General features: G+C 72.5%; 17 protein-coding genes. 6 read left to right on the top strand and 11 right to left on the bottom strand.

Annotated features, from left to right (window positions below; all coding sequences use genetic code 11):
• Positions 1 to 291: 291 nt before the first annotated feature.
• A complete protein-coding gene (locus ACIBCJ_RS26660; protein ID WP_362100892.1) occupies positions 292 to 1,509 on the top strand; it encodes a nucleotide sugar dehydrogenase in 1,218 nt (405 codons plus the stop codon).
• Between the two features lie 631 nt (positions 1,510 to 2,140).
• On the opposite strand, the gene ACIBCJ_RS26655 is transcribed toward ACIBCJ_RS26660, so the two are convergent.
• From ACIBCJ_RS26655 to ACIBCJ_RS26640, 4 genes are all read right to left on the bottom strand, one after another.
• Entirely contained in the window at positions 2,141 to 3,265 is a 1,125-nt protein-coding gene (locus ACIBCJ_RS26655) for a GuaB3 family IMP dehydrogenase-related protein (RefSeq protein WP_362100889.1), read from the bottom strand.
• Between the two features lie 124 nt (positions 3,266 to 3,389).
• A complete protein-coding gene (gene guaB, locus ACIBCJ_RS26650) occupies positions 3,390 to 4,895 on the bottom strand; it encodes an IMP dehydrogenase (protein ID WP_362100886.1) in 1,506 nt (501 codons plus the stop codon).
• A gap of 148 nt (positions 4,896 to 5,043) precedes the next feature.
• The gene (locus tag ACIBCJ_RS26645; protein ID WP_031034860.1) at positions 5,044 to 5,631 is read right to left on the bottom strand and encodes a sigma-70 family RNA polymerase sigma factor; all 588 of its coding nucleotides are present in this window, start codon (positions 5,629 to 5,631) and stop codon (positions 5,044 to 5,046) included.
• A gap of 280 nt (positions 5,632 to 5,911) precedes the next feature.
• Positions 5,912 to 6,523 carry a response regulator transcription factor gene (locus ACIBCJ_RS26640; protein WP_003948568.1) on the bottom strand — a complete coding sequence of 204 codons (612 nt, stop codon included), beginning with the start codon at positions 6,521 to 6,523 and terminating at the stop codon, positions 5,912 to 5,914.
• Between the two features lie 381 nt (positions 6,524 to 6,904).
• Between ACIBCJ_RS26640 and ACIBCJ_RS26635 the strand changes: the two genes are divergently transcribed.
• The gene (locus tag ACIBCJ_RS26635) at positions 6,905 to 7,240 is read left to right on the top strand and encodes a WhiB family transcriptional regulator (protein ID WP_365980447.1); all 336 of its coding nucleotides are present in this window, start codon (positions 6,905 to 6,907) and stop codon (positions 7,238 to 7,240) included.
• 64 nt (positions 7,241 to 7,304) lie between these two features.
• Here the strand turns inward: ACIBCJ_RS26635 and ACIBCJ_RS26630 are convergent, their stop codons facing one another.
• Complete coding sequence (locus ACIBCJ_RS26630) at positions 7,305 to 8,219, bottom strand: LysR family transcriptional regulator (RefSeq protein ID WP_362100880.1); 915 nt, start codon at positions 8,217 to 8,219, stop codon at positions 7,305 to 7,307.
• Positions 8,220 to 8,315: 96 nt separating this feature from the next.
• Between ACIBCJ_RS26630 and ACIBCJ_RS26625 the strand changes: the two genes are divergently transcribed.
• The 3 genes from ACIBCJ_RS26625 (at position 8,316) to ACIBCJ_RS26615 (ending at position 11,377) form a co-directional block, all read left to right on the top strand.
• The gene (locus tag ACIBCJ_RS26625; protein WP_365980506.1) at positions 8,316 to 8,984 is read left to right on the top strand and encodes an MOSC domain-containing protein; all 669 of its coding nucleotides are present in this window, start codon (positions 8,316 to 8,318) and stop codon (positions 8,982 to 8,984) included.
• Between the two features lie 54 nt (positions 8,985 to 9,038).
• Positions 9,039 to 9,812, top strand: coding sequence for an SDR family oxidoreductase (locus ACIBCJ_RS26620; protein ID WP_362502664.1), 774 nt, complete (start codon positions 9,039 to 9,041; stop codon positions 9,810 to 9,812).
• A 323-nt stretch (positions 9,813 to 10,135) separates the two neighbouring features.
• Positions 10,136 to 11,377 carry a hypothetical protein gene (locus ACIBCJ_RS26615; protein ID WP_365980446.1) on the top strand — a complete coding sequence of 414 codons (1,242 nt, stop codon included), beginning with the start codon at positions 10,136 to 10,138 and terminating at the stop codon, positions 11,375 to 11,377.
• 248 nt (positions 11,378 to 11,625) lie between these two features.
• Here ACIBCJ_RS26615 and groL read toward each other — a convergent pair whose 3' ends face one another.
• The 4 genes from groL to ACIBCJ_RS26595 form a co-directional block, all read right to left on the bottom strand.
• Positions 11,626 to 13,251: a chaperonin GroEL gene (groL, locus tag ACIBCJ_RS26610; protein WP_362100871.1), complete on the bottom strand. Its 1,626-nt coding sequence runs from the start codon at positions 13,249 to 13,251 to the stop codon at positions 11,626 to 11,628.
• Positions 13,252 to 13,378: 127 nt separating this feature from the next.
• Positions 13,379 to 13,687, bottom strand: a complete 309-nt coding sequence (groES, locus tag ACIBCJ_RS26605) for a co-chaperone GroES (RefSeq protein ID WP_003974211.1) — start codon at positions 13,685 to 13,687, stop codon at positions 13,379 to 13,381.
• A 290-nt stretch (positions 13,688 to 13,977) separates the two neighbouring features.
• Entirely contained in the window at positions 13,978 to 14,784 is an 807-nt protein-coding gene (locus ACIBCJ_RS26600; protein WP_365980445.1) for a polysaccharide deacetylase family protein, read from the bottom strand.
• Positions 14,781 to 15,752: a polysaccharide deacetylase family protein gene (locus ACIBCJ_RS26595; protein WP_365980444.1), complete on the bottom strand. Its 972-nt coding sequence runs from the start codon at positions 15,750 to 15,752 to the stop codon at positions 14,781 to 14,783. Before ACIBCJ_RS26595 ends, ACIBCJ_RS26600 begins: the two co-directional genes overlap by 4 nt.
• On the opposite strand from ACIBCJ_RS26595, the gene ACIBCJ_RS26590 reads away from it, so the two are divergent.
• Positions 15,735 to 17,024 (top strand): methyltransferase domain-containing protein, encoded by a 1,290-nt coding sequence (locus ACIBCJ_RS26590; protein ID WP_365980443.1) that lies wholly within the window; start codon positions 15,735 to 15,737, stop codon positions 17,022 to 17,024. The two genes, ACIBCJ_RS26595 and ACIBCJ_RS26590, sit on opposite strands and share 18 nt — an antisense overlap.
• Here ACIBCJ_RS26590 and ACIBCJ_RS26585 read toward each other — a convergent pair.
• Both ACIBCJ_RS26585 and ACIBCJ_RS26580 read right to left on the bottom strand, forming a co-directional pair.
• Entirely contained in the window at positions 17,021 to 18,277 is a 1,257-nt protein-coding gene (locus ACIBCJ_RS26585) for a sigma-70 family RNA polymerase sigma factor (RefSeq protein ID WP_365980442.1), read from the bottom strand. The genes ACIBCJ_RS26590 and ACIBCJ_RS26585 overlap by 4 nt on opposite strands.
• A 64-nt stretch (positions 18,278 to 18,341) precedes the next feature.
• Positions 18,342 to 18,698, bottom strand: coding sequence for a YciI family protein (locus tag ACIBCJ_RS26580; protein ID WP_362100855.1), 357 nt, complete (start codon positions 18,696 to 18,698; stop codon positions 18,342 to 18,344).
• Positions 18,699 to 18,734 lie beyond the last annotated feature (36 nt).

Below are 18,734 nucleotides of genomic sequence, written 5' to 3'. Positions count from 1 at the left end.
GCCCGACTTCGGCAGGTGCGGGCCTCAGCCTGTGGACAAGCGGTGGATCCGGCCGGCTCCACCCTGTGGACAAAAGGAGGGCCTGACGGCTCCCCCTTGTGGACAACGTCCCCGCGGTCCGACGTCGGCCCGCCCCGCCCCATCGACACGGGTCGAAACGCGCCGAAACTCCGCAGACCAATCCCGCAAATCGGTCATATTTACTCCTAGTCTGACGTTGTGCTCGCCCATCCTGTCCACCGGGCTTGCGCACCTGTCCCGCTTCGGCTACTGGGAAGGACGGCCCACGCCATGCCCGCAGATCTCGCCGTCATCGGACTCGGCCCGTACGGCCTGCCCCTGGCCCAGGCCGCCGTCGCCGCCGGCATCCCCACCCTCGGTTACCGCACCGGCCCCGAGGCCGACCCGCTCACCCCCGCCGAGGTGCGGCGGATGCTCGCCACGGGCTTCCGCACCCCGACCGGTCCGGCCGGGCCGGCCGAGCTGGGCCGCGTCCGCACCGCCGTGATCTGCGCGCCCACCCCGCCCTCCCCCGGCGGCGGCCTGGACCTCGGCCAGGTGGAGGCCGCGGCCCGCACCCTCGCCGCGCACATGCGCCCGCACACCACGGTGATCCTGGAGTCGCCGGTGCGCCCCGGAACGACGGAGGAGTTCCTGCGCCCGCTCCTGGAGCAGGGCTCCGGGCTGCGCGCCGGCCGCGACTTCCACCTCGCCTACTCCCCCAGCCGCGTGGACCCCGGCAACCGCGACTTCACCCCGGCCAACACCCCGAAGGTCATCGGCGGCCTCACCCCCGCCTGCACCGAGTCGGCCGCCGCCTTCTACAGCCGCCTCACCGACAAGGTGGTCCGGGCCCGGGGACCGAGGGAGGCGGAGACGGTCCAGCTCCTGGAGACCAACTTCCGGCACGTGAACATCGCCCTGGTCAACGAGATGGCCGTGCTCTGCGACGATCTCGGCGTCGACCTGTGGGACGTCCTGCGCTGCGCGGAGACCAAGCCCTTCGGTTTCCAGGCCTTCCGCCCCGGACCCGGTGTCGGCGGCCACTCCGTCGCCCAGGACCTGACCGGCCGGGCCCCGCACAGCCTGCGCATGGTGGAGCTGGCCCAGCAGGTCAACGCCCAGATGCCCCGCTACGTCGTCCAGCGCGGCGCCGCCCTCCTCAACGAGCACGGCAAGTCCGCCCGCGGCGCCCGGATCCTGCTCCTCGGCGTCACCTACAAGGCCGACCTCGCCGACCAGCAGGCCACCCCGGCCGAGGAGATCGCCACCCGCCTGATGTCGATGGGCGCCGCCGTCAGCTACCACGACCCGCACGTCCCGTCCTGGAACGTCGCCGATCGCCCCGTCCCGCGCGCCGACTCCCTCTACGAGGCCGCCGCCGACGCCGACCTCACGATCCTGCTCCAGCAGCACCGCACGTACGACCTCCAGGGCCTGTCGGTCAAGGCCCAGCTTCTCCTGGACACCCGGGGGGCCACACCGACGGGGGCGGCGCACCGGTTGTGAGGCGGGGGCGCACGGCGGGTGACCGTGCCACGGAGCTGGTGGTGAGAGGGCAGCTGCGCCGGTACGGTGAGGAGCGGATGGTGCCCGCCGCAGTGGGCCTGCGGCCGGGTACGGGTGTCCGCCCCTATTTCTCCTGGGGACGGCCGCTCACCATCTGCAAAGGGTGGAGCCCACCGCACTGGGAATGCGGCGGGCTCCAGAGAAGTGAACGGAGTGTCCACCCCTACCTCTCATAGGGGTGGCCGCTCACTTCCCATAAATCCACAAGATGCACCTCCTCCGGAACTTCACCATCCGCAGACGGATCCGGTCCCAGCGGGTGGGCTTGCGGTGACGGCCCATGGCGCGCCCCCTTCCACGATGCCGCCCATGTCCCGGTGAGGCGGTCCGTCTGGAAGTCGGGCCGGGCCCCGAGGAGCGGGGCCCGGAACGGTTCCTTGGAAGGGGGCGCCCCAGAGAGCGGGTCGCCGATCAGGGACGCTACCGATCCGGCACGGCCCTCCCCCGCGCATTCGCCCCGAACACCACCGCACGCCCCCGCGCCGCGTCACGCGCCCCCTCAAGAGCCCCCGAGCACGCGAAAGGGGCCGGTCACCCGCCAGGTGACCGGCCCCTTCACATGCCGTGACGACTACCGCCGGTGCTGCGAGTCCGCGACCGTCACCTCGACGCGCTGGAACTCCTTCAGCTCGCTGTAGCCGGTGGTGGCCATGGCGCGGCGCAGGGCGCCGAAGAAGTTCATCGAGCCGTCGGGGGTGCGGGACGGGCCGGTGAGGACCTCCTCGATGGTGCCGACCGTGCCGAGGTCCACCTTCTGGCCGCGCGGCAGCTCCTCGTTGACGGCCTCCATGCCCCAGTGGTGGCCCTTGCCCGGCGCGTCGGTCGCGCGGGCCAGCGGGGAGCCCATCATCACGGAGTCCGCGCCGCAGGCGATCGCCTTGGGGAGGTCGCCGGACCAGCCGACGCCGCCGTCGGCGATGACGTGGACGTACCGGCCGCCGGACTCGTCCATGTAGTCCCGGCGGGCCGCCGCCACGTCCGCGACCGCAGTGGCCATGGGCACCTGGATGCCGAGCACGTTGCGCGTGGTGTGGGCGGCGCCGCCGCCGAAGCCGACGAGGACGCCCGCGGCGCCGGTGCGCATCAGGTGCAGCGCGGCGGTGTAGGTGGCGCAGCCGCCGACGATCACCGGGACGTCCAGCTCGTAGATGAACTGCTTCAGGTTCAGCGGCTCGTGCGAGCCGGACACGTGCTCCGCGGAGACGGTGGTGCCGCGGATGACGAAGATGTCCACGCCCGCGTCCACGACGGCCTTGGAGAACTGGGCGGTGCGCTGCGGGGAGAGCGCGGCGGCGGTGACCACGCCCGAGTCGCGCACCTCCTTGATGCGCTGCCCGATCAGCTCCTCCTTGATGGGAGCCGCGTAGATCTCCTGGAGGCGGCGCGTCGCGGTCTCCGCGTCGAGGCCGACGATCTCGTCGAGCAGCGGCTGCGGGTCCTCGTGGCGGGTCCACAGCCCTTCCAGGTTGAGGACGCCGAGGCCGCCCAGCTCGCCGATGCGGATGGCGGTGGCCGGGGAGACGACCGAGTCCATGGGAGCGGCCAGGAACGGCAGCTCGAAGCGGTAGGCGTCGATCTGCCAGGCGATCGAGACCTCCTTCGGGTCCCGCGTACGGCGGCTGGGGACGACGGCGATGTCGTCGAAGGCGTACGCCCGGCGGCCGCGCTTGCCGCGCCCGATCTCGATCTCAGTCACGTCTGTGGCCTTTCCCTGATGCGTTGCAGCGCCTCCCAGTATCCCCGACGGGCTCGCCGGGGCACCGCAGAGGGCGGCCCCGGATGGTCCGGAGCCGCCCTCGGGAGGCTGCTGCCTGCTCTGCTTACTTGCTGCGGCTGTAGTTCGGCGCCTCGACCGTCATCTGGATGTCGTGCGGGTGGCTCTCCTTGAGGCCCGCCGAGGTGATCCGGACGAAGCGGCCCTTGGACTCCATCTCCCCGATGGTGGCGGCACCCACGTAGCCCATGGTCTGGCGCAGACCGCCGACGAGCTGGTGCAGCACGTTGGCCAGCGGACCCCGGTAGGGGACCTGGCCCTCGATGCCCTCGGGCACGAGCTTGTCGTCGGAGGCGACCTCGGCCTGGAAGTACCGGTCCTTCGAGTACGACCGGCCCTGGCCGCGGGACTGCATGGCGCCCAGCGAGCCCATGCCGCGGTAGGACTTGAACTGCTTGCCGTTGATGAACTGCAGCTCGCCCGGCGACTCCTCGCAGCCCGCCAGCAGGCTGCCCAGCATCACGGTGTCGGCACCGGCGGCGAGCGCCTTGCCGATGTCGCCGGAGTACTGCAGGCCGCCGTCGCCGATCAGCGGCACCCCGGCGGCGCGGGCGGCGAGGGAGGCCTCGTAGATCGCGGTGACCTGCGGGACGCCGATGCCGGCGACCACCCGGGTCGTACAGATGGAGCCGGGGCCGACGCCGACCTTGATGCCGTCGACGCCCGCGTCGATCAGGGCCTGGGCGCCGTCACGGGTGGCGACGTTGCCGCCGACGACGTCGACGCCGACGCTCGACTTGATCTTCGACATCCAGCTCAGCGCGTTGCTGTTGTGGCCGTGCGAGGTGTCGACGACCAGGAAGTCCACCCCGGCCTCGGCCAGGGCCTGGGCGCGGTCGAGGGCCTCGGGGCTGGCGCCCACGGCGGCCCCGACGAGCAGGCGGCCCTTTCCGTCCTTCGCGGCGTGCGGGTACTGCTCGGCCTTCACGAAGTCCTTGACCGTGATCAGGCCCTTGAGGATGCCGTCGCCGTCGACCAGCGGCAGCTTCTCGATCTTGTGGCGGCGCAGCAGCTCCATGGCGTCCACGCCGGAGATGCCGACCTGGCCGGTGACCAGCGGCATCGGCGTCATGACCTCGCGCACCTGCCGGGAGCGGTCGGTCTCGAAGGCCATGTCGCGGTTGGTGACGATGCCGAGCAGCCTGCCCGCGCCGTCGGTGACCGGGACACCGCTGATGCGGAACTTGGCGCACAGGGCGTCGGCCTCGTCGAGGGTGGCGTCCGGGTGGATGGTGATGGGGTTGGCCACCATGCCGGACTCGGAGCGCTTCACCAGGTCGACCTGGTTGGCCTGGTCCTCGATGGACAGGTTGCGGTGCAGGACGCCGACGCCGCCCTGGCGGGCCATGGAGATGGCCATCCGGGACTCGGTCACCTTGTCCATGGCCGCGGAGAGCAGCGGGATGTTGACCCGCACGTTGCGGGAGATGCGGGACGAGGTGTCGACCGCGTTCGGGAGCACCGCGGAGGCGCCCGGCAGCAGCAGCACGTCGTCGTAGGTCAGCCCGAGTGTCGCGAATTTCTCGGGCACTCCGTCGACGTTGGCAGTCATGACACCTTCCCCAAATGGCCTTGATCGGTGCGGATGTCCATGCTAACGGGAAGCGGAGGTAGGTCATTCCACGATCAAGGAAGCACGCGACCTTCGTACTTTCGCACGAGGAGAGTCATGGCGCCGACTGCCGGGAGGACGGCCCGGACTACTGCTCCGCCAGCGCCCGCAACCGGCTCAGCGCCCGGTGCTGGGCGACCCGGACGGCCCCCGGTGACATTCCCAACATCTGCCCGGTCTCCTCGGCCGTGAGCCCGACGGCGATACGCAGCAGGAGCAGCTCGCGCTGGTTCTCGGGCAGGTTGGCCAGCAGTTTCTTGGCCCAGGCGGCGTCGCTGTTGAGCAGCGCCCGCTCCTCGGGGCCCAGCGAGTCGTCCGGCCGCTCGGGCATCTCGTCGGAGGGCACGGCCGTGGACCCGGGATGGCGCATCGCGGCGCGCTGCAGGTCGGCGACCTTGTGTGCGGCGATGGCGAAGACGAACGCCTCGAAGGGGCGTCCGGTGTCCTTGTAGCGGGGCAGGGCGAGCAGCACCGCGACGCAGACCTCCTGGGCGAGGTCCTCGACGAAGTGCCGGGCGTCACCGGGCAGCCGGGACAGCCGCGTGCGGCAGTAGCGCAGCGCCAGCGGATGGACATGGGCGAGCAGGTCGTGCGTGGCCTGCTCGTCCCCGTCCACGGCGCGGTGGACGAGCCCACCGACCGTCCCCTGGTCCGGGGGCGCCTCGTCGTCACGCATCGGTCCATGGTGCCTTGCGGCCGTCCGATCCGTGGCTCCGTGCCCGTTGTTGTGCACCGAAGCGTTATGAGCAGGTGCGCCGGAACTCATCCCCTGCGCCCTCCCCTTCCGCTCGACCGACTCGTCCCCGAGGAACTCCACACCTCAAGGATGCGTCATCGGCGCCGAAACGAGCAGCGGGCACCCGGCGGGTCGCCTTGTCACCCCCGCTCACCTCGCGATAAGCGGGGATCGTCACCTCCCCGACCGGCCTCGTCGGCCTCCCTCGCACGGGGTGCCCCTAGCGGACCAGGCCCCACCGGAAGCCGAGCGCCACCGCGTGCGCCCGGTCCGAGGCGCCGAGCTTCTTGAAGAGCCGACGGGCGTGGGTCTTGACGGTGTCCTCGGAGAGGAACAGCTCACGGCCGATCTCCGCGTTGGAGCGGCCGTGGCTCATGCCCTCCAGGACCTGGATCTCCCGCGCGGTGAGCGTGGGCGCGGCGCCCATCTCGGCCGAACGCAGCCGGCGCGGGGCGAGCCGCCAGGTCGGGTCGGCGAGCGCCTGGGTCACGGTGGCGCGCAGCTCGGCGCGCGAGGCGTCCTTGTGCAGGTAGCCGCGGGCACCGGCGGCGACGGCCAGGGCCACGCCGTCCAGGTCCTCGGCGACGGTCAGCATGATGATGCGCGCGCCGGGGTCGGCGGACAGCAGCCGCCGGACGGTCTCGACGCCGCCCAGGCCGGGCATGCGCACGTCCATCAGAATCAGGTCCGAGCGGTCGGCTCCCCAGCGGCGGAGGACTTCCTCGCCGTTGGCGGCCGTCGTCACGCGCTCGACGCCGGGCACGGTCGCGACCGCGCGGCGGAGCGCCTCTCGGGCAAGCGGGGAGTCGTCGCAGACGAGGACGGAAGTCATGGCCGTCCTCCGCAGCTCTTGCGCGTCACGTTGAGCCTCCAGGCTGGTACGAAATCGTCACCTGTGCGGTCGACCGTCCCGGACGCCCGCCCGAGCACTTGTTCCTTCAACCGCCTCCGCACTCTCAACGACGGTCACTCGAAAGAGTTACGGGGCTGTGTGTCGTCTTCGGCACTCTACGTGAGGGGGCGGCCACGCAGCAGACATGCGCGTGCTACTCACGCCGTTTCACCACAAGCCATGCCCCATTCAGCCGCTTTTCTTCCGCTTCGCTGGTGTCTGCGGCTAGATTCGCAATGAGTCATATTTTCATCTCCTTAGATCGTAGTTGTACGGTCGTGGACACCGTATCCACCCAGAACGGCTACAAGGGGTCACGCAATGGCAGATTTCTCCCGCCTTCCCGGACCGAACGCGGACCTGTGGGACTGGCAGCTCCTGGCTGCGTGCCGCGGGGTGGACAGTTCGCTCTTCTTCCATCCGGAGGGCGAACGCGGTGCGGCGCGGAGTGCTCGCGAGAACTCGGCCAAGGAGGTCTGCATGAGGTGCCCGGTCCGCGCCGAGTGCGCGGCGCACGCGCTGGCGGTGCGGGAACCGTACGGCGTCTGGGGCGGCCTGACCGAGGACGAGCGCGAGGAGCTCATGGGACGGGCCCGCAACCGCCTGGTGGCGACGGCATCGGCGTCGGCCGGCGGGGACGCGTCCGCACCTCACTGAAGGAACGTTTCTCTGAAAAACGCCTGCCACGGGGCCGCCCACGAGCGGCGGGTCCTGCGACCGGTCAGCGCGCCGCCGACAGGCGCGCGCCCGCCCGGGCCAGCTCGTCGAGGGTGGCCGTCACCGCCGGCACCTGCGCCAGGTCGGGCAGCGTGAGCGCGACGATCTCCCGCCGCACGGACGGTTCGAGGGAGACCGCCCGCACACCCCGGGGCCGTACGGACTCGACGGCGAGCTGGGGCAGCACCGCGACGCCCAGACCGGCACCGACCAGGCCGACCACCGCCGGGTAGTCGTCGGTCGCGAAATCGATGCGCGGGGTGAAACCGGCCCCCTCGCACACCTCGACCAGCTGGCCGCGGCAGCGCGGGCAGCCCGCGATCCAGGACTCCCGGGCCAGCTCCCCGATGGCCACGGACCCCTCGGCACGGGCGAGCCGGTGCCCCTCCGGGACCAGCGCCACCAGCCGGTCGGTGAGCAGCGGCCGTACGACGAGGTCGTCCCACTCCTCCGCGCCGGCCGCACCCTCGTAGCGGAAGGCCAGCGCCACGTCGCAGTCGCCCTCGCGCAGCAGCTCCACGGACCTCGGCGGCTCGGCCTCCTCCAGGGAGACCCGGGTGCCGGGGTGCGCGGCGCGCAACGCGGCCAGGGCGGTCGGTACGAGGGTGGAGCTGCCGCTGGGGAAGGAGACCAGCCGCACCCGCCCGGCGCGCAGCCCGGCGATCGCGGCGACCTCCTCCTCGGCCGCGGTGAGCCCGGCGATGATGCCGGCCGCGTGCCGCACCAGCGCCTCTCCGGCTTGGGTCAGGCGCATCTCGCGGCCGGTGCGTACGAGCAGCGGGGTGCCGACGGACGACTCCAGGGCCTTCATCTGCTGGCTGACGGCGGGCTGGGTGCAGCCCAGCTCGCGCCCGGCGGCGGAGAAGGAACCGGTCGATGCCACGGCGCGCAGCACGCGGAGATGACGAGCCTCGATCACACCGTCGAGGATAAGCGACCCTTTGACCGGACGCCGAATAATGCGTCGCCGCTTTGACGGTGGATGGCCTACCGTGCCTCCATGCGTCTTCCCGCCATGAGGCTTCTGTCCGTCAACCTGGGCCGCGCCGAGGCCGTGCCGTACACGGACCAGCCCGAGGGTCTCACCGGCATCGACAAGCGCCCCACCGACGGTCCCGTGCGCGTGGCGGACCCCGGCCCGAAGGGCGTCGGGGCGAGCGGTCTGGCCGGCGACACCGTCTGCGACCGGCGGCACCACGGCGGTGAGGACCAGGCGGTGTACGCGATGGCGCGCGAGGACATGGACGACTGGGCGCGCGAGCTGGGCCGCGAGCTGCCGAACGGCTCGTTCGGCGAGAACCTCACCACCACGGGCCTGGACCTCACCGGCGCCCTCATCGGAGAGCGCTGGCGGGTCGGTCCCGAGCTGCTCCTCGAGGTGACGTCCGGGCGCATCCCCTGCCGCACCTTCCAGGGTCACCTGGACGAGCGCCGCTGGGTGAAGCGCTTCACGGAGAAGGGCGCGCCGGGCGCCTACTTCCGGGTCCTCGAACCGGGTGAGATCCGCGCGGGCGACCCGGTGCGGATCGTGCACCGGCCCGCCCACGAGGTGACGGTGGCCGTGCAGTTCCGCGCGATGACGACTCAGCGGGAGCTGCTTCCGCGGCTGCTCGCGGCGGGTCCGGCGCTGCACCCGGAGTCACTGGCGGCGGCGCGGAAGTACGTGGCGGAGTACGGCGCCTGAGCGAAGCGGACGTGCTCGGTCCGCACCGGTGATCGCGCGCCCTAACCTTGCGCCATGACAACGGCATTGATTACGGGCTCGACGGCGGGCCTCGGCGCCGCGTTCGCGCGTCGGCTGGCGGCCGACGGACACGACCTGGTGCTGGTGGCCCGCGACACCAAGCGGCTGCGCGAGCAGGCCACCGAACTGCACGACCTGCACGGCATCGAGGCGGAGGTGCTGACCGCCGACCTCTCGACGGACACCGGCATCGAGGCGGTGGCCGACCGGCTCGGCTCCCGCCGGAACCCGGTCGACCTGCTGATCAACAACGCCGGTTTCGGCAACAAGGGCCGCTTCCTCGACGTCCCCATGGCCGACGAGCTGACCATGCTCAAGGTGCACTGCGAGGCGGTGCTCCGGCTGACCTCGGCGGCGGTGGAGCCGATGCGGGAACGGGGCCGCGGCGGCGTCGTCAACGTCGCCTCCGTCGCCGCCTTCGTCCCGCGCGGCACCTACGGCGCCTCCAAGGCGTGGGTCGTGCAGTTCACCCAGGGCGTGGCGAAGGACCTTGCGGGCAGCGGCGTACGCCTGATGGCCCTGGCCCCCGGTTTCGTGCGCACCGAGTTCCACCAGCGCGCCGGGATGGGCACGGACAACATCCCGAACTGGATGTGGCTCGACGCGGACAACGTCGTCGCCGCCGCCCTCGCCGACCTCTCCCGCAACAAGACCCTGTCGATCCCGGACCCCCGCTACAAGGCCCTGATGGGCGCGGCGAAGCTGGTACCACGGGGCCTGCTGGGCGGACTCACCTCACGGACGGGACGGAAGTACGGACCGCAGTGAGGACGCGGGCACGCGCCGCTGGTCTCGGAGTCAGCGCCATGAACACCGTGCATGGATCCGCATGCCGTATGCCTGCCTCGACCCGAGGCACACCACGGCGCCGGTGACCCCGCCCGGATCACCGAAACCGCCTGGCCGTGCGCCCGAGTCCTCGCGTCGGCCGTCTGGTCGCCGCACGGGCGCGAACACCACGACGCGTCACTCGAACGTGTGGTCTATCCCCGTCTGTCCCTTGCCGGGCGACGGTGCGACTTAGCGTCGGGTGGCTGCGCCCGCAGCGGGCGGGGGGTCGCAGGTTTCGGCGAGGGAGAGGGCGGCATCGCGTGAACGCGGGCACTGGTGACCGGGGCGGAGAATGCGTCGACGGCACGGACAGGGGACGTACGGACCGGCCGAAGGCAGGCCGGGGGCCGGTGGCCGGGGGCGGGGCGGTGCTGTTCTCCGACGCTCCCGGCGGCGGGGTGCCGTCGGCGGACCCGGCCTCCGCCCGCCGCGGTGCCACCGGGGCCGGGGCGGCTTCCGTCCCGGCCGCCCGGCCCGCCCCGTCCGTCCGGCCCGGCGGTGTCCCCGCCCGGGCCCGGAAGGCGGGGCGATGGGCGAAGGTCGCGCAGCGGATCGTGCCGGACGACCTCCAGCCCGAGGCGCTGCGCGTGGAGCTGACCGATCTCGGGGACGCGTTCCGCGCGTACCAGCGGCGGCCCGAACCGGACCTCGCGGTCCTCGCCGATCTTCACGACCGCAAGGCCCGCGCGTTCGCCCGCTGGGCCGACGTCACCGGCGACGCGTCCCTGCGGGAGGAGGCGGACCGGGCCGCGGCGGCCGCGCGGACCACCCGCGAGATGGACGCCAACCGGCGCGGCCTCCTGGTGGACGGGGAGGAGCCGGCGATCGAGCGGTTGCTGACCCGGGGCCAGGGCGTCCACGCACGCAACGTACTGGAGCACGTCCGGGCCCGCTCCCCGCTCCCCGGGGCCGATGCGCGGCTCGCGGTGCTGATGCTCACCCTGCGGGCCGCGCGTGCGGGCACCGGGAACGTCACCGGGCAGGACCTCGGCGGCTGGCTGGCGTCGGACGCCGAGCAGGTGCTCCAGGAGCTGGTCGACGCGGGCTGGCTGGTGCTGCCGGAGGAGGTCACCGTCGAGGACGTGCTGCTGTCCCGGCCCGAGGAACCCACCCGGGTCACGGTGCCCACGCTGATTCCCACCCAGCCCCGCCCGTTCTTCTTCGGCAAGGTCACCCGGGCGCGGCTCTCGGGGTGGGCGCAGAAGGTGGTGGGCGACCGGAAGCTGCGGAAGAAGAAGGCGGGGCCCGCCACGCGGCTGCTCGCCGTGTACACCGCCGCCCACAGCCGTCCCGACGGGCGCCTCGCGGGTGCGGGCGAGGACGGGGACGGGATCGCGCTGGACCCGGTCGCCTCGTTCTGCGGCCTGCGGCCCGAGGACGTCGCCGAGCACGCCGGGCTGCTGGTCGCCGCGGACTGGCTCGTGGAGGACGTCGACACCGCCGGGGAGCGGCTGCGGGGGCGGCTCGCCGAGCGGGTACTGCCGCTGAGCGGGCTGCTGTGACGGCGCTTGTCCGAGGTCCGTCGGGCGCGACGCCCTGAGGGGCGCGGGGAACCGCGCGACCGGCCACGACGGCACGACGGCGCCGCACGCGGCGGCGAACCCGACGGGGCAGGCGGGTTCCCCGCCCCGGTGCCCCGAAGCACCGGTGCCCCGAAGTACCAGTGCCTTGAAGCAAAGGTGTCCCGGAACGACGGTGCCCGGCCCCCCGCAGGGGACCGGGCACCGGGCGGTTCAGCTCAGCGCGGCGCTCAGTGGGCGTGGCCGTGGCCGTGGCCCGCGGCGGCCGGCTCTTCCTCTTCCTTCTTCTCGACGACCAGGGTCTCGGTCGTGAGGAGGAGGGAGGCGATGGACGCGGCGTTCTCCAGGGCGGAGCGGGTGACCTTCACCGGGTCGATGACGCCGGCCTTGACCAGGTCGCCGTACTCGCCGGTGGCGGCGTTGAAGCCCTGGCCCTTGTCGAGGTCGGCGACCTTGGAGGTGATGACGTAACCCTCCAGGCCGGCGTTCTCGGCGATCCAGCGCAGCGGCTCGACGGCGGCGCGGCGGACGACCGCGACACCGGTGGCCTCGTCGCCGGTCTTGCCGAGGTTGCCCTCGAGGACCTTGACGGCGTGGACCAGCGCGGAGCCACCACCGGAGACGATGCCCTCCTCGACCGCGGCGCGGGTCGCGGAGATGGCGTCCTCCAGACGGTGCTTGCGCTCCTTCAGCTCCACCTCGGTGGCGGCGCCGACCTTGATCACGCACACGCCGCCGGCCAGCTTCGCGAGGCGCTCCTGGAGCTTCTCGCGGTCCCAGTCGGAGTCGGTGTTCTCGATCTCGGCCTTGATCTGGTTGATGCGGCCCTCGACCTCGTCGCGCTTGCCGGCACCGTCGACGATGGTGGTGTCGTCCTTGGTGACGGTGATGCGGCGGGCGGTGCCGAGCACGTCCAGGCCGACCTGGTCGAGCTTGAGGCCGACCTCCTCGGAGATGACCGTGGCGCCGGTGAGGACGGCCATGTCCTGGAGCATCGCCTTGCGGCGGTCACCGAAGCCGGGGGCCTTCACGGCGACCGCGTTGAAGGTGCCGCGGATCTTGTTGACGACGAGGGTGGAGAGCGCCTCGCCCTCCAGGTCCTCGGCGATGATCAGCAGCGGCTTCGAGGCGCCCGCCTGGATGACCTTCTCCAGCAGCGGCAGCAGGTCCGCGATGGAGGAGATCTTGCCCTGGTTGATCAGGATGTACGGGTCGTCGAGGACGGCCTCCATACGCTCCTGGTCGGTCACGAAGTACGGCGACAGGTAGCCCTTGTCGAAGGCCATGCCCTCGGTGAAGTCCAGCTCCAGGCCGAAGGTGTTGGACTCCTCGACGGTGATGACACCGTCCTTGCCGACCTTGTCCATCGCCTCGGCGATCAGCTCGCCGACCTGCTGGTCCTGGGCGGACAGCGCGGCCACGGCGGCGATGTCGGACTTCTCGTCGATCGGGCGGGCGGTGGCGAGGAGGTCCTCGGAGACGGCCTTGACGGCCGCGTCGATGCCCTTCTTGAGCAGCGCCGGGGAGGCACCCGCGGCGACGTTCTTCAGGCCCTCGCGCACCAGCGCCTGGGCGAGCACGGTGGCGGTGGTGGTGCCGTCACCCGCGATGTCGTTGGTCTTGGTCGCCACCTCCTTCACCAGCTGGGCGCCGAGGTTCTCGTACGGGTCCTCGACCTCGACCTCGCGGGCGATGGTGACGCCGTCGTTGGTGATGGTGGGGGCGCCGAACTTCTTGTCGATGACGACGTTGCGGCCCTTGGGACCGATCGTCACCTTCACCGTGTCGGCAAGCTTGTTGACGCCGCGCTCGAGGGCGCGACGGGCGTCCTCGTCGAACTTCAGGATCTTCGCCATGGGAGCGTGAGCCCTCTTCCGGAAATCTCGGGGTTATACGGCAACTGCGCCCCCGACGCCCGGCTTTTTATGGTCGCGGGAGCCAGGGGCGCAGCTGGAAAGCAAGGTGCTTCGGTGAAGCGAAGTACTACTTCTCGACGATCGCGAGCACGTCGCGGGCCGAGAGGACGAGGTACTCCTCGCCGTTGTACTTCACCTCGGTGCCGCCGTACTTGCTGTAGAGCACGACGTCGCCGACGCTGACGTCGAGCGGAAGACGGTTGCCGTCCTCGAAGCGGCCCGGGCCCACGGCCAGGACGACGCCCTCCTGGGGCTTCTCCTTGGCGGTGTCCGGAATGACCAGGCCCGAAGCCGTGGTCTGCTCGGCGTCGAGCGGCTGGACCACGATGCGGTCCTCGAGCGGCTTGATGGCAACCTTGGAGCTGGTGGTCGTCACGATCCGACCTCCCCCTTCGGAGATCTCACGGGGTTAACTGTCTGAGGTGGCGACCAGGTGGATCCGTCGTCGCGGGTGCCGGACCTGCCCGTCGCGTAGTTGGCACTCTCCAGTGGGGAGTGCCAGAGCCGAGACTATGACTGCGATTAGCACTCGGTCAAGCGGAGTGCCAATGCCGACGGCGCGTCGGCGTGGTTTTGGGGTGAACGCCGGTGTGTTTCGCACCCTGCGCGGGCGCGGGCGTCGCCGGGTGATGCCGACCGGCGGCAAGAAGGGCAGCCACCACGGGGTCAGAGGTAGTTCTCCAACTTGCCCACCCTCAGCCCCTGCTCCTCGATCGACCTCAGCAGGCGTTCCGTGCGCGCCGTGAGGTTCGTGGCGCTCGGGCGGTCCGGGTCGACGGCCACGATGTCGCCGGGGCGCAGGCGGTGGGCGCCGCGGGTGTAGGTGAGGTCGCCGTCCGGGGCGAGGGCGGCGCGCCACAGGACCAGGGCCGTGACGCCGCAGTCGGCGGCGGCGCGCAGGGTCGTGGTGTCGTACGTGCCGTGCGGCGGGCGCAGGAGGTGGGCGCGGACCCCGAAGCGGGACCTGAGCTTGGTCTGCTGGCCGCAGATCTCGGCGCGCTGGCCGGCGCGGGGCAGGCCCCGCAGGGAGCGGTGGTCCAGGGTGTGGTTCTGCAGGCTCGCGCCGAACGGACGCAGCCCGGCGAGGTCGCCGTACGCCGGTCCGGTGACGGTGTCGGTGAGGAACAGGGTGACCGGCAGGTGCCGTTCGCGCACCAGGCCGGCGAAGGCGGGGTCGCGCTCGGCGCCGTCGTCGTAGGTGAGGAAGACGACCCGGTCGGTGGTGCGGACGTGGTCCACGACGGGCGGCAGGGTCCGGCCCCGGCCGCTGTCCCCGCCGGGGCCGCGGCCACCGCCTCCGCCGGCGCTCCGGTCCGCGTCACGGTCGCCGCCCCGGCCGCCGCCCCCGACGGGGTCTGCCGCCACCGGGTGGGCGGCGGGGGCGGCGGGGCGGTCGCAGCCGGTGAGCGGCAGCAGGAGGGCGGTGAGGGCGGCCAGGGCGGCGCCGGCCGCGCGGGGCCGCCCCGGCCTCACAGGTAGTCCTCCAGGCGGGCCACCGCGTACCCGTCGGCGGTGATCCGGTTCAGGAACCGGCGGACCATGTCGGTCATCGTGCCGTCCCAGTCGTCGGTGCCCCGGAAGTGGGTGAGGACGATGTCGCCGGGGTGCAGGTCCTGGTCCCACTCGCGGTACTCCCAGTGGTCGACGTACACCTCCTCGCTCCAGATGGGGGCGTACTCGATGCCGCAGGACTTGGCGGCGCGCAGGGTGTCGCGGTTGTAGTTGCCGAAGGGCGGGCGGAAGAGGACGGGGCGCTTGCCGTAGTGCTTCTCCATCACGTCCTGCATGCCGCAGATCTCCTCCTTCTGCTCCTCGTAGGAGAGCGCGGGGAGGTAGGGGTGGCTGAGGGTGTGGTTGTTGAGCGTGACGCCGCGGGCCTGCATCTTCTTGAAGTAGCCGTAGTCGTCCTGGATCTCCTCGTCGGTGAGGAAGACGGTGTACGGGATCTTCAGTTCGCTCATCATCCGCAGGAACGCCGGGTCCTTCTCGGCGCCGTCGTCGATGGTGAGGAAGACGATCTTCTCCTTGGTGGGGATCGTGGTGAAGACCGGCGGGAGGCCGTCCTCCTCCTGGCCGTCGACCTCGAAGCCCTCGCGGGCCTCGATCTCCGGCTTCTTCGCGGGGGGCGCGGGAGCCGTCAGCGGGACCTTCTTGAGCTTCCAGCGCTCGGCGGCGGCGACCAGGGCGGCCCGTGCCTCGCGCGCCCTGGCCGCGCCGTCGACCGCGCGGGCCGGGGCCGCCTCCGGGCCGGCGGCACCCCGCTCCCCGTGGCCGTCGCCCTGCGCACAGCCGCCGGCGAGAGCGGCGACGGCGAGGACCGCGGCGGCGGTCGCCGCGCGCCTGCCGAGGGCTCTGCGCAGCGCTCCGCGGTGTGCGGGACCGGACGCCCGGGACACGCGACGCGACGCCCGACTTTTGTCATTTTGTACGACTGCTCGCATGGTGCCGGATCCTCGCAGCCGCCGGCAGGCGATCCCGGTCCGACACCGCGCCGGAAGCGCACCATCCACCGACTGGCCCACAATGAGGCGGTGAACGACCTCGACTCCCTCCTCACCCTGCTCACCCCCGAAGGCCGCGCGCTCCTCGACGAGGTGCGCGACACCGACCCTGCGCGGGAGTTGGCGGTGGCGACCCGGCTGCGGCGCACCCACCCCGCCGAGCTGGTCTCGGCCGCGCTCGGGCAGGCCCGGCTGCGGCAGCGGGCGGTGGCGAAGTTCGGGGCGGAGGACGCCGGACGGATGTTCTTCACGCCGAACGGGGTCGAGCAGTCGACGCGGGCGAGCGTGGCGGCGTACCGGGCCGGGCGGTTCGCGGCGCTGGGCGTCGGCTCGGTCGCCGACCTGTGCTGCGGGATCGGGGGCGACGCGATCGCGCTGGCCCGGGCCGGGATCCGGGTGCTCGCCGTCGACCGCGACCCGGTGACGGCCGCGGCGGCCCGCGCCAACGCCGACGCGCTGGGGCTGTCCGGCCTGATCGAGGTGCGCGAGGCGGATGTCACGGAGGTGGACACGGGTGCCTACGACGCCGTGTTCGTCGACCCGGCACGGCGCGGCGGACGGGGCAGGATCTTCGACCCCGAGGCGTACTCGCCCCCGCTGTCCTGGGCCGTCGAGGCGGCCCGTACGGCCTCCCGCGCCGCCGCGCTGAAGGTCGCGCCCGGCATTCCGCACGAGGCGGTGCCCGAGGACGCCGAGGCGGAGTGGATCTCCGACGGCGGGGACGTGAAGGAGGCCGTGCTGTGGTTCGGCACCGGTGCCTCGGCGGGGGCGGTGCGGGCCACGCTGCTGCCGGGACCCCGCACCCTGCCCGGCGGCGGCCTGCCCGACCCGGAGGTCCGCACCCCCGGCCGGTACTTGTACGAGCCGGACGGCGCCGTCATCCGGGCCCACCTGGTCGCCGACGTCGCCGAAGAGGTCGGCGGCGGGCTGCTGGACGCCACGATCGCCTACGTCACCGCCGACGAGCTGCGTCCGACGCCGTACGCCACGGCGTACGAGATCACCGACCGGATGCCGTTCAACGTCAAGAAGCTGAAGGCGCTGCTGCGCGAGCGCGGCGTGGGCACGCTGACCGTGAAGAAGCGGGGCTCGGCGGTCGAGCCGGAGGAGCTGCGGCGCAAGGTGAAGCCCCAGGGGCCGAACGCGGCGACGGTGTTCATGACCCGGGTCGCCGGGGCGCCGACGATGCTGATCGGGCACCCGGCGCGCTAATCGGCCGCCTCGCGGGCCCGGCGCAGCAGGAGGGCGCGTTCGCGGGCGTTGCGGGTGAGGGACGCGGCCCGTTCGAACGCCGCGCGGGCCTCGGCGGTGCGGTTCAGGCGGAGCAGCAGGTCGCCCCGGACGCTGGGGAGCAGGTGGTAGTCGCGCAGGGCGGGTTCGGCGGCGAGGGCGTCCACGAGGGCCAGCGCGGGGGCGGGTCCCTCGGCCATCGACACGGCGACCGCGCGGTTGAGCTCGACGACCGGGGACGGGGCGCGGGCCGCGAGCAGGCCGTAGAGCGCGGCGATGCGGGGCCAGTCGGTCTCCTGCCACGTGTGGGCCGTCGCGTGGCAGGCGGCGATCGCGGCCTGGAGGGCGTACGGGCCGGGCACGGCGGAGCCGGTGGTGGCGTGGGCGTGGCCGAGGGCGGTGACGCCGCGGGCGATGAGCAGGCGGTTCCAGCGGTGGCGGTTCTGGTCCCGCAGCAGGACCGGCTCGCCGTCCGGACCGGTGCGGGCGGCGGTGCGGGAGGACTGGAACTCCAGCAGCGCGGCCAGGCCGTGCACCTCGGGTTCCTTCGGCATCAGCGCGGCCAGGACGCGGGCCAGGCGCAGGGCGTCCTCGCACAGGGCGGGGCGGAGCCAGTCGTCGCCCGCGGTGGCCGCGTAGCCCTCGTTGAAGATCAGGTAGATGACCTCGAGGACCGAGCCGAGACGGGCCGCGCGGTCCGGCCCGTACGGCACCTCGAAGGCGATGTTCTTCCTGGCCAGGGTGCGTTTGGCGCGCACGATGCGCTGGGCTGCCGTCGTCTCGGGGACGAGGCAGGCGCGGGCGATCTCGGGTGTGGTCAGGCCGCCGAGCAGCCGGAGGGTGAGGGCGATGCGGGCCTCGGCGGACAGCACCGGGTGGCAGGCGGTGAAGACCAGCCGCAGCAGGTCGTCGTCGATGTCCTCGGGGTCGGCGGGTTCCTCCGGCGGGGGCGCCGCGGCGGGCAGGTCCCGTCCGATCTCCGCGAGCTTGCGGGCGTAGTTCTCCCGGCGCCGGACGAGGTCGACGGCGCGGCGGCGGGCGATGGCCGTCAGCCAGGCGCCCGGGTTGTCGGGCACGCCGTCCCGGGGCCACTGCTCCAGGGCGGCGACCATGGCGTCCTGCGTGAGTTCCTCGGCGATGCCGACGTCCCGGACGATCCGGGCGACGGCGGCGATCACGCGGGGCGACTCCAGCCGGAAGACGGTTTCGAGGGCCGCGGCGGGCTGCGCTTCCACAGCCCACCATGCAACACCCTCCGGCCGCCGGGGCAAAGCGGAACCCGGTCCGCCGTCCGCGGGCTCAGCCCTCCATCAGCTCGCGGACCTCGCAGGTCACCGTCCAGTACTCCTCGTGCACCTTCAGGAACCGCTTGGTCCACTCGACCGCCTCGGCCCGGTCCTTGGCCTGGAGGAGGGCGTAACCGCCGACGACCTCCTTGGACTCGGTGAAGGGACCGTCCGTGACGGAGATCTGCCCGCCCTCGTAGTGGACGCGGGTGCCCTGGGCGGTCGGGGTGAGCCCGGCCGTGTCGAGCAGGACGCCCGCCTTGGTCATCTCGTCCATCAGCTTCTCCATGCGCTGGATCAGCTCGGGGCTGGGGCCGCCGGCGAAGGCGTCGGACTCCTCGATGCGGATCAGGGACAGGTAGCGGGGCATGGTGACTCCTCGGGGTGGTGCGCGGTACGGCGGCCG

The sequence above is a fragment of the Streptomyces sp. NPDC051136 genome, from assembly GCF_044455745.1.
In the GTDB taxonomy this organism is placed as follows: Bacteria; Actinomycetota; Actinomycetes; order Streptomycetales; family Streptomycetaceae; genus Streptomyces.
Note: the sequence above shows the minus strand (reverse complement) of the source record. Positions and strands in the feature narration are given on the sequence as shown.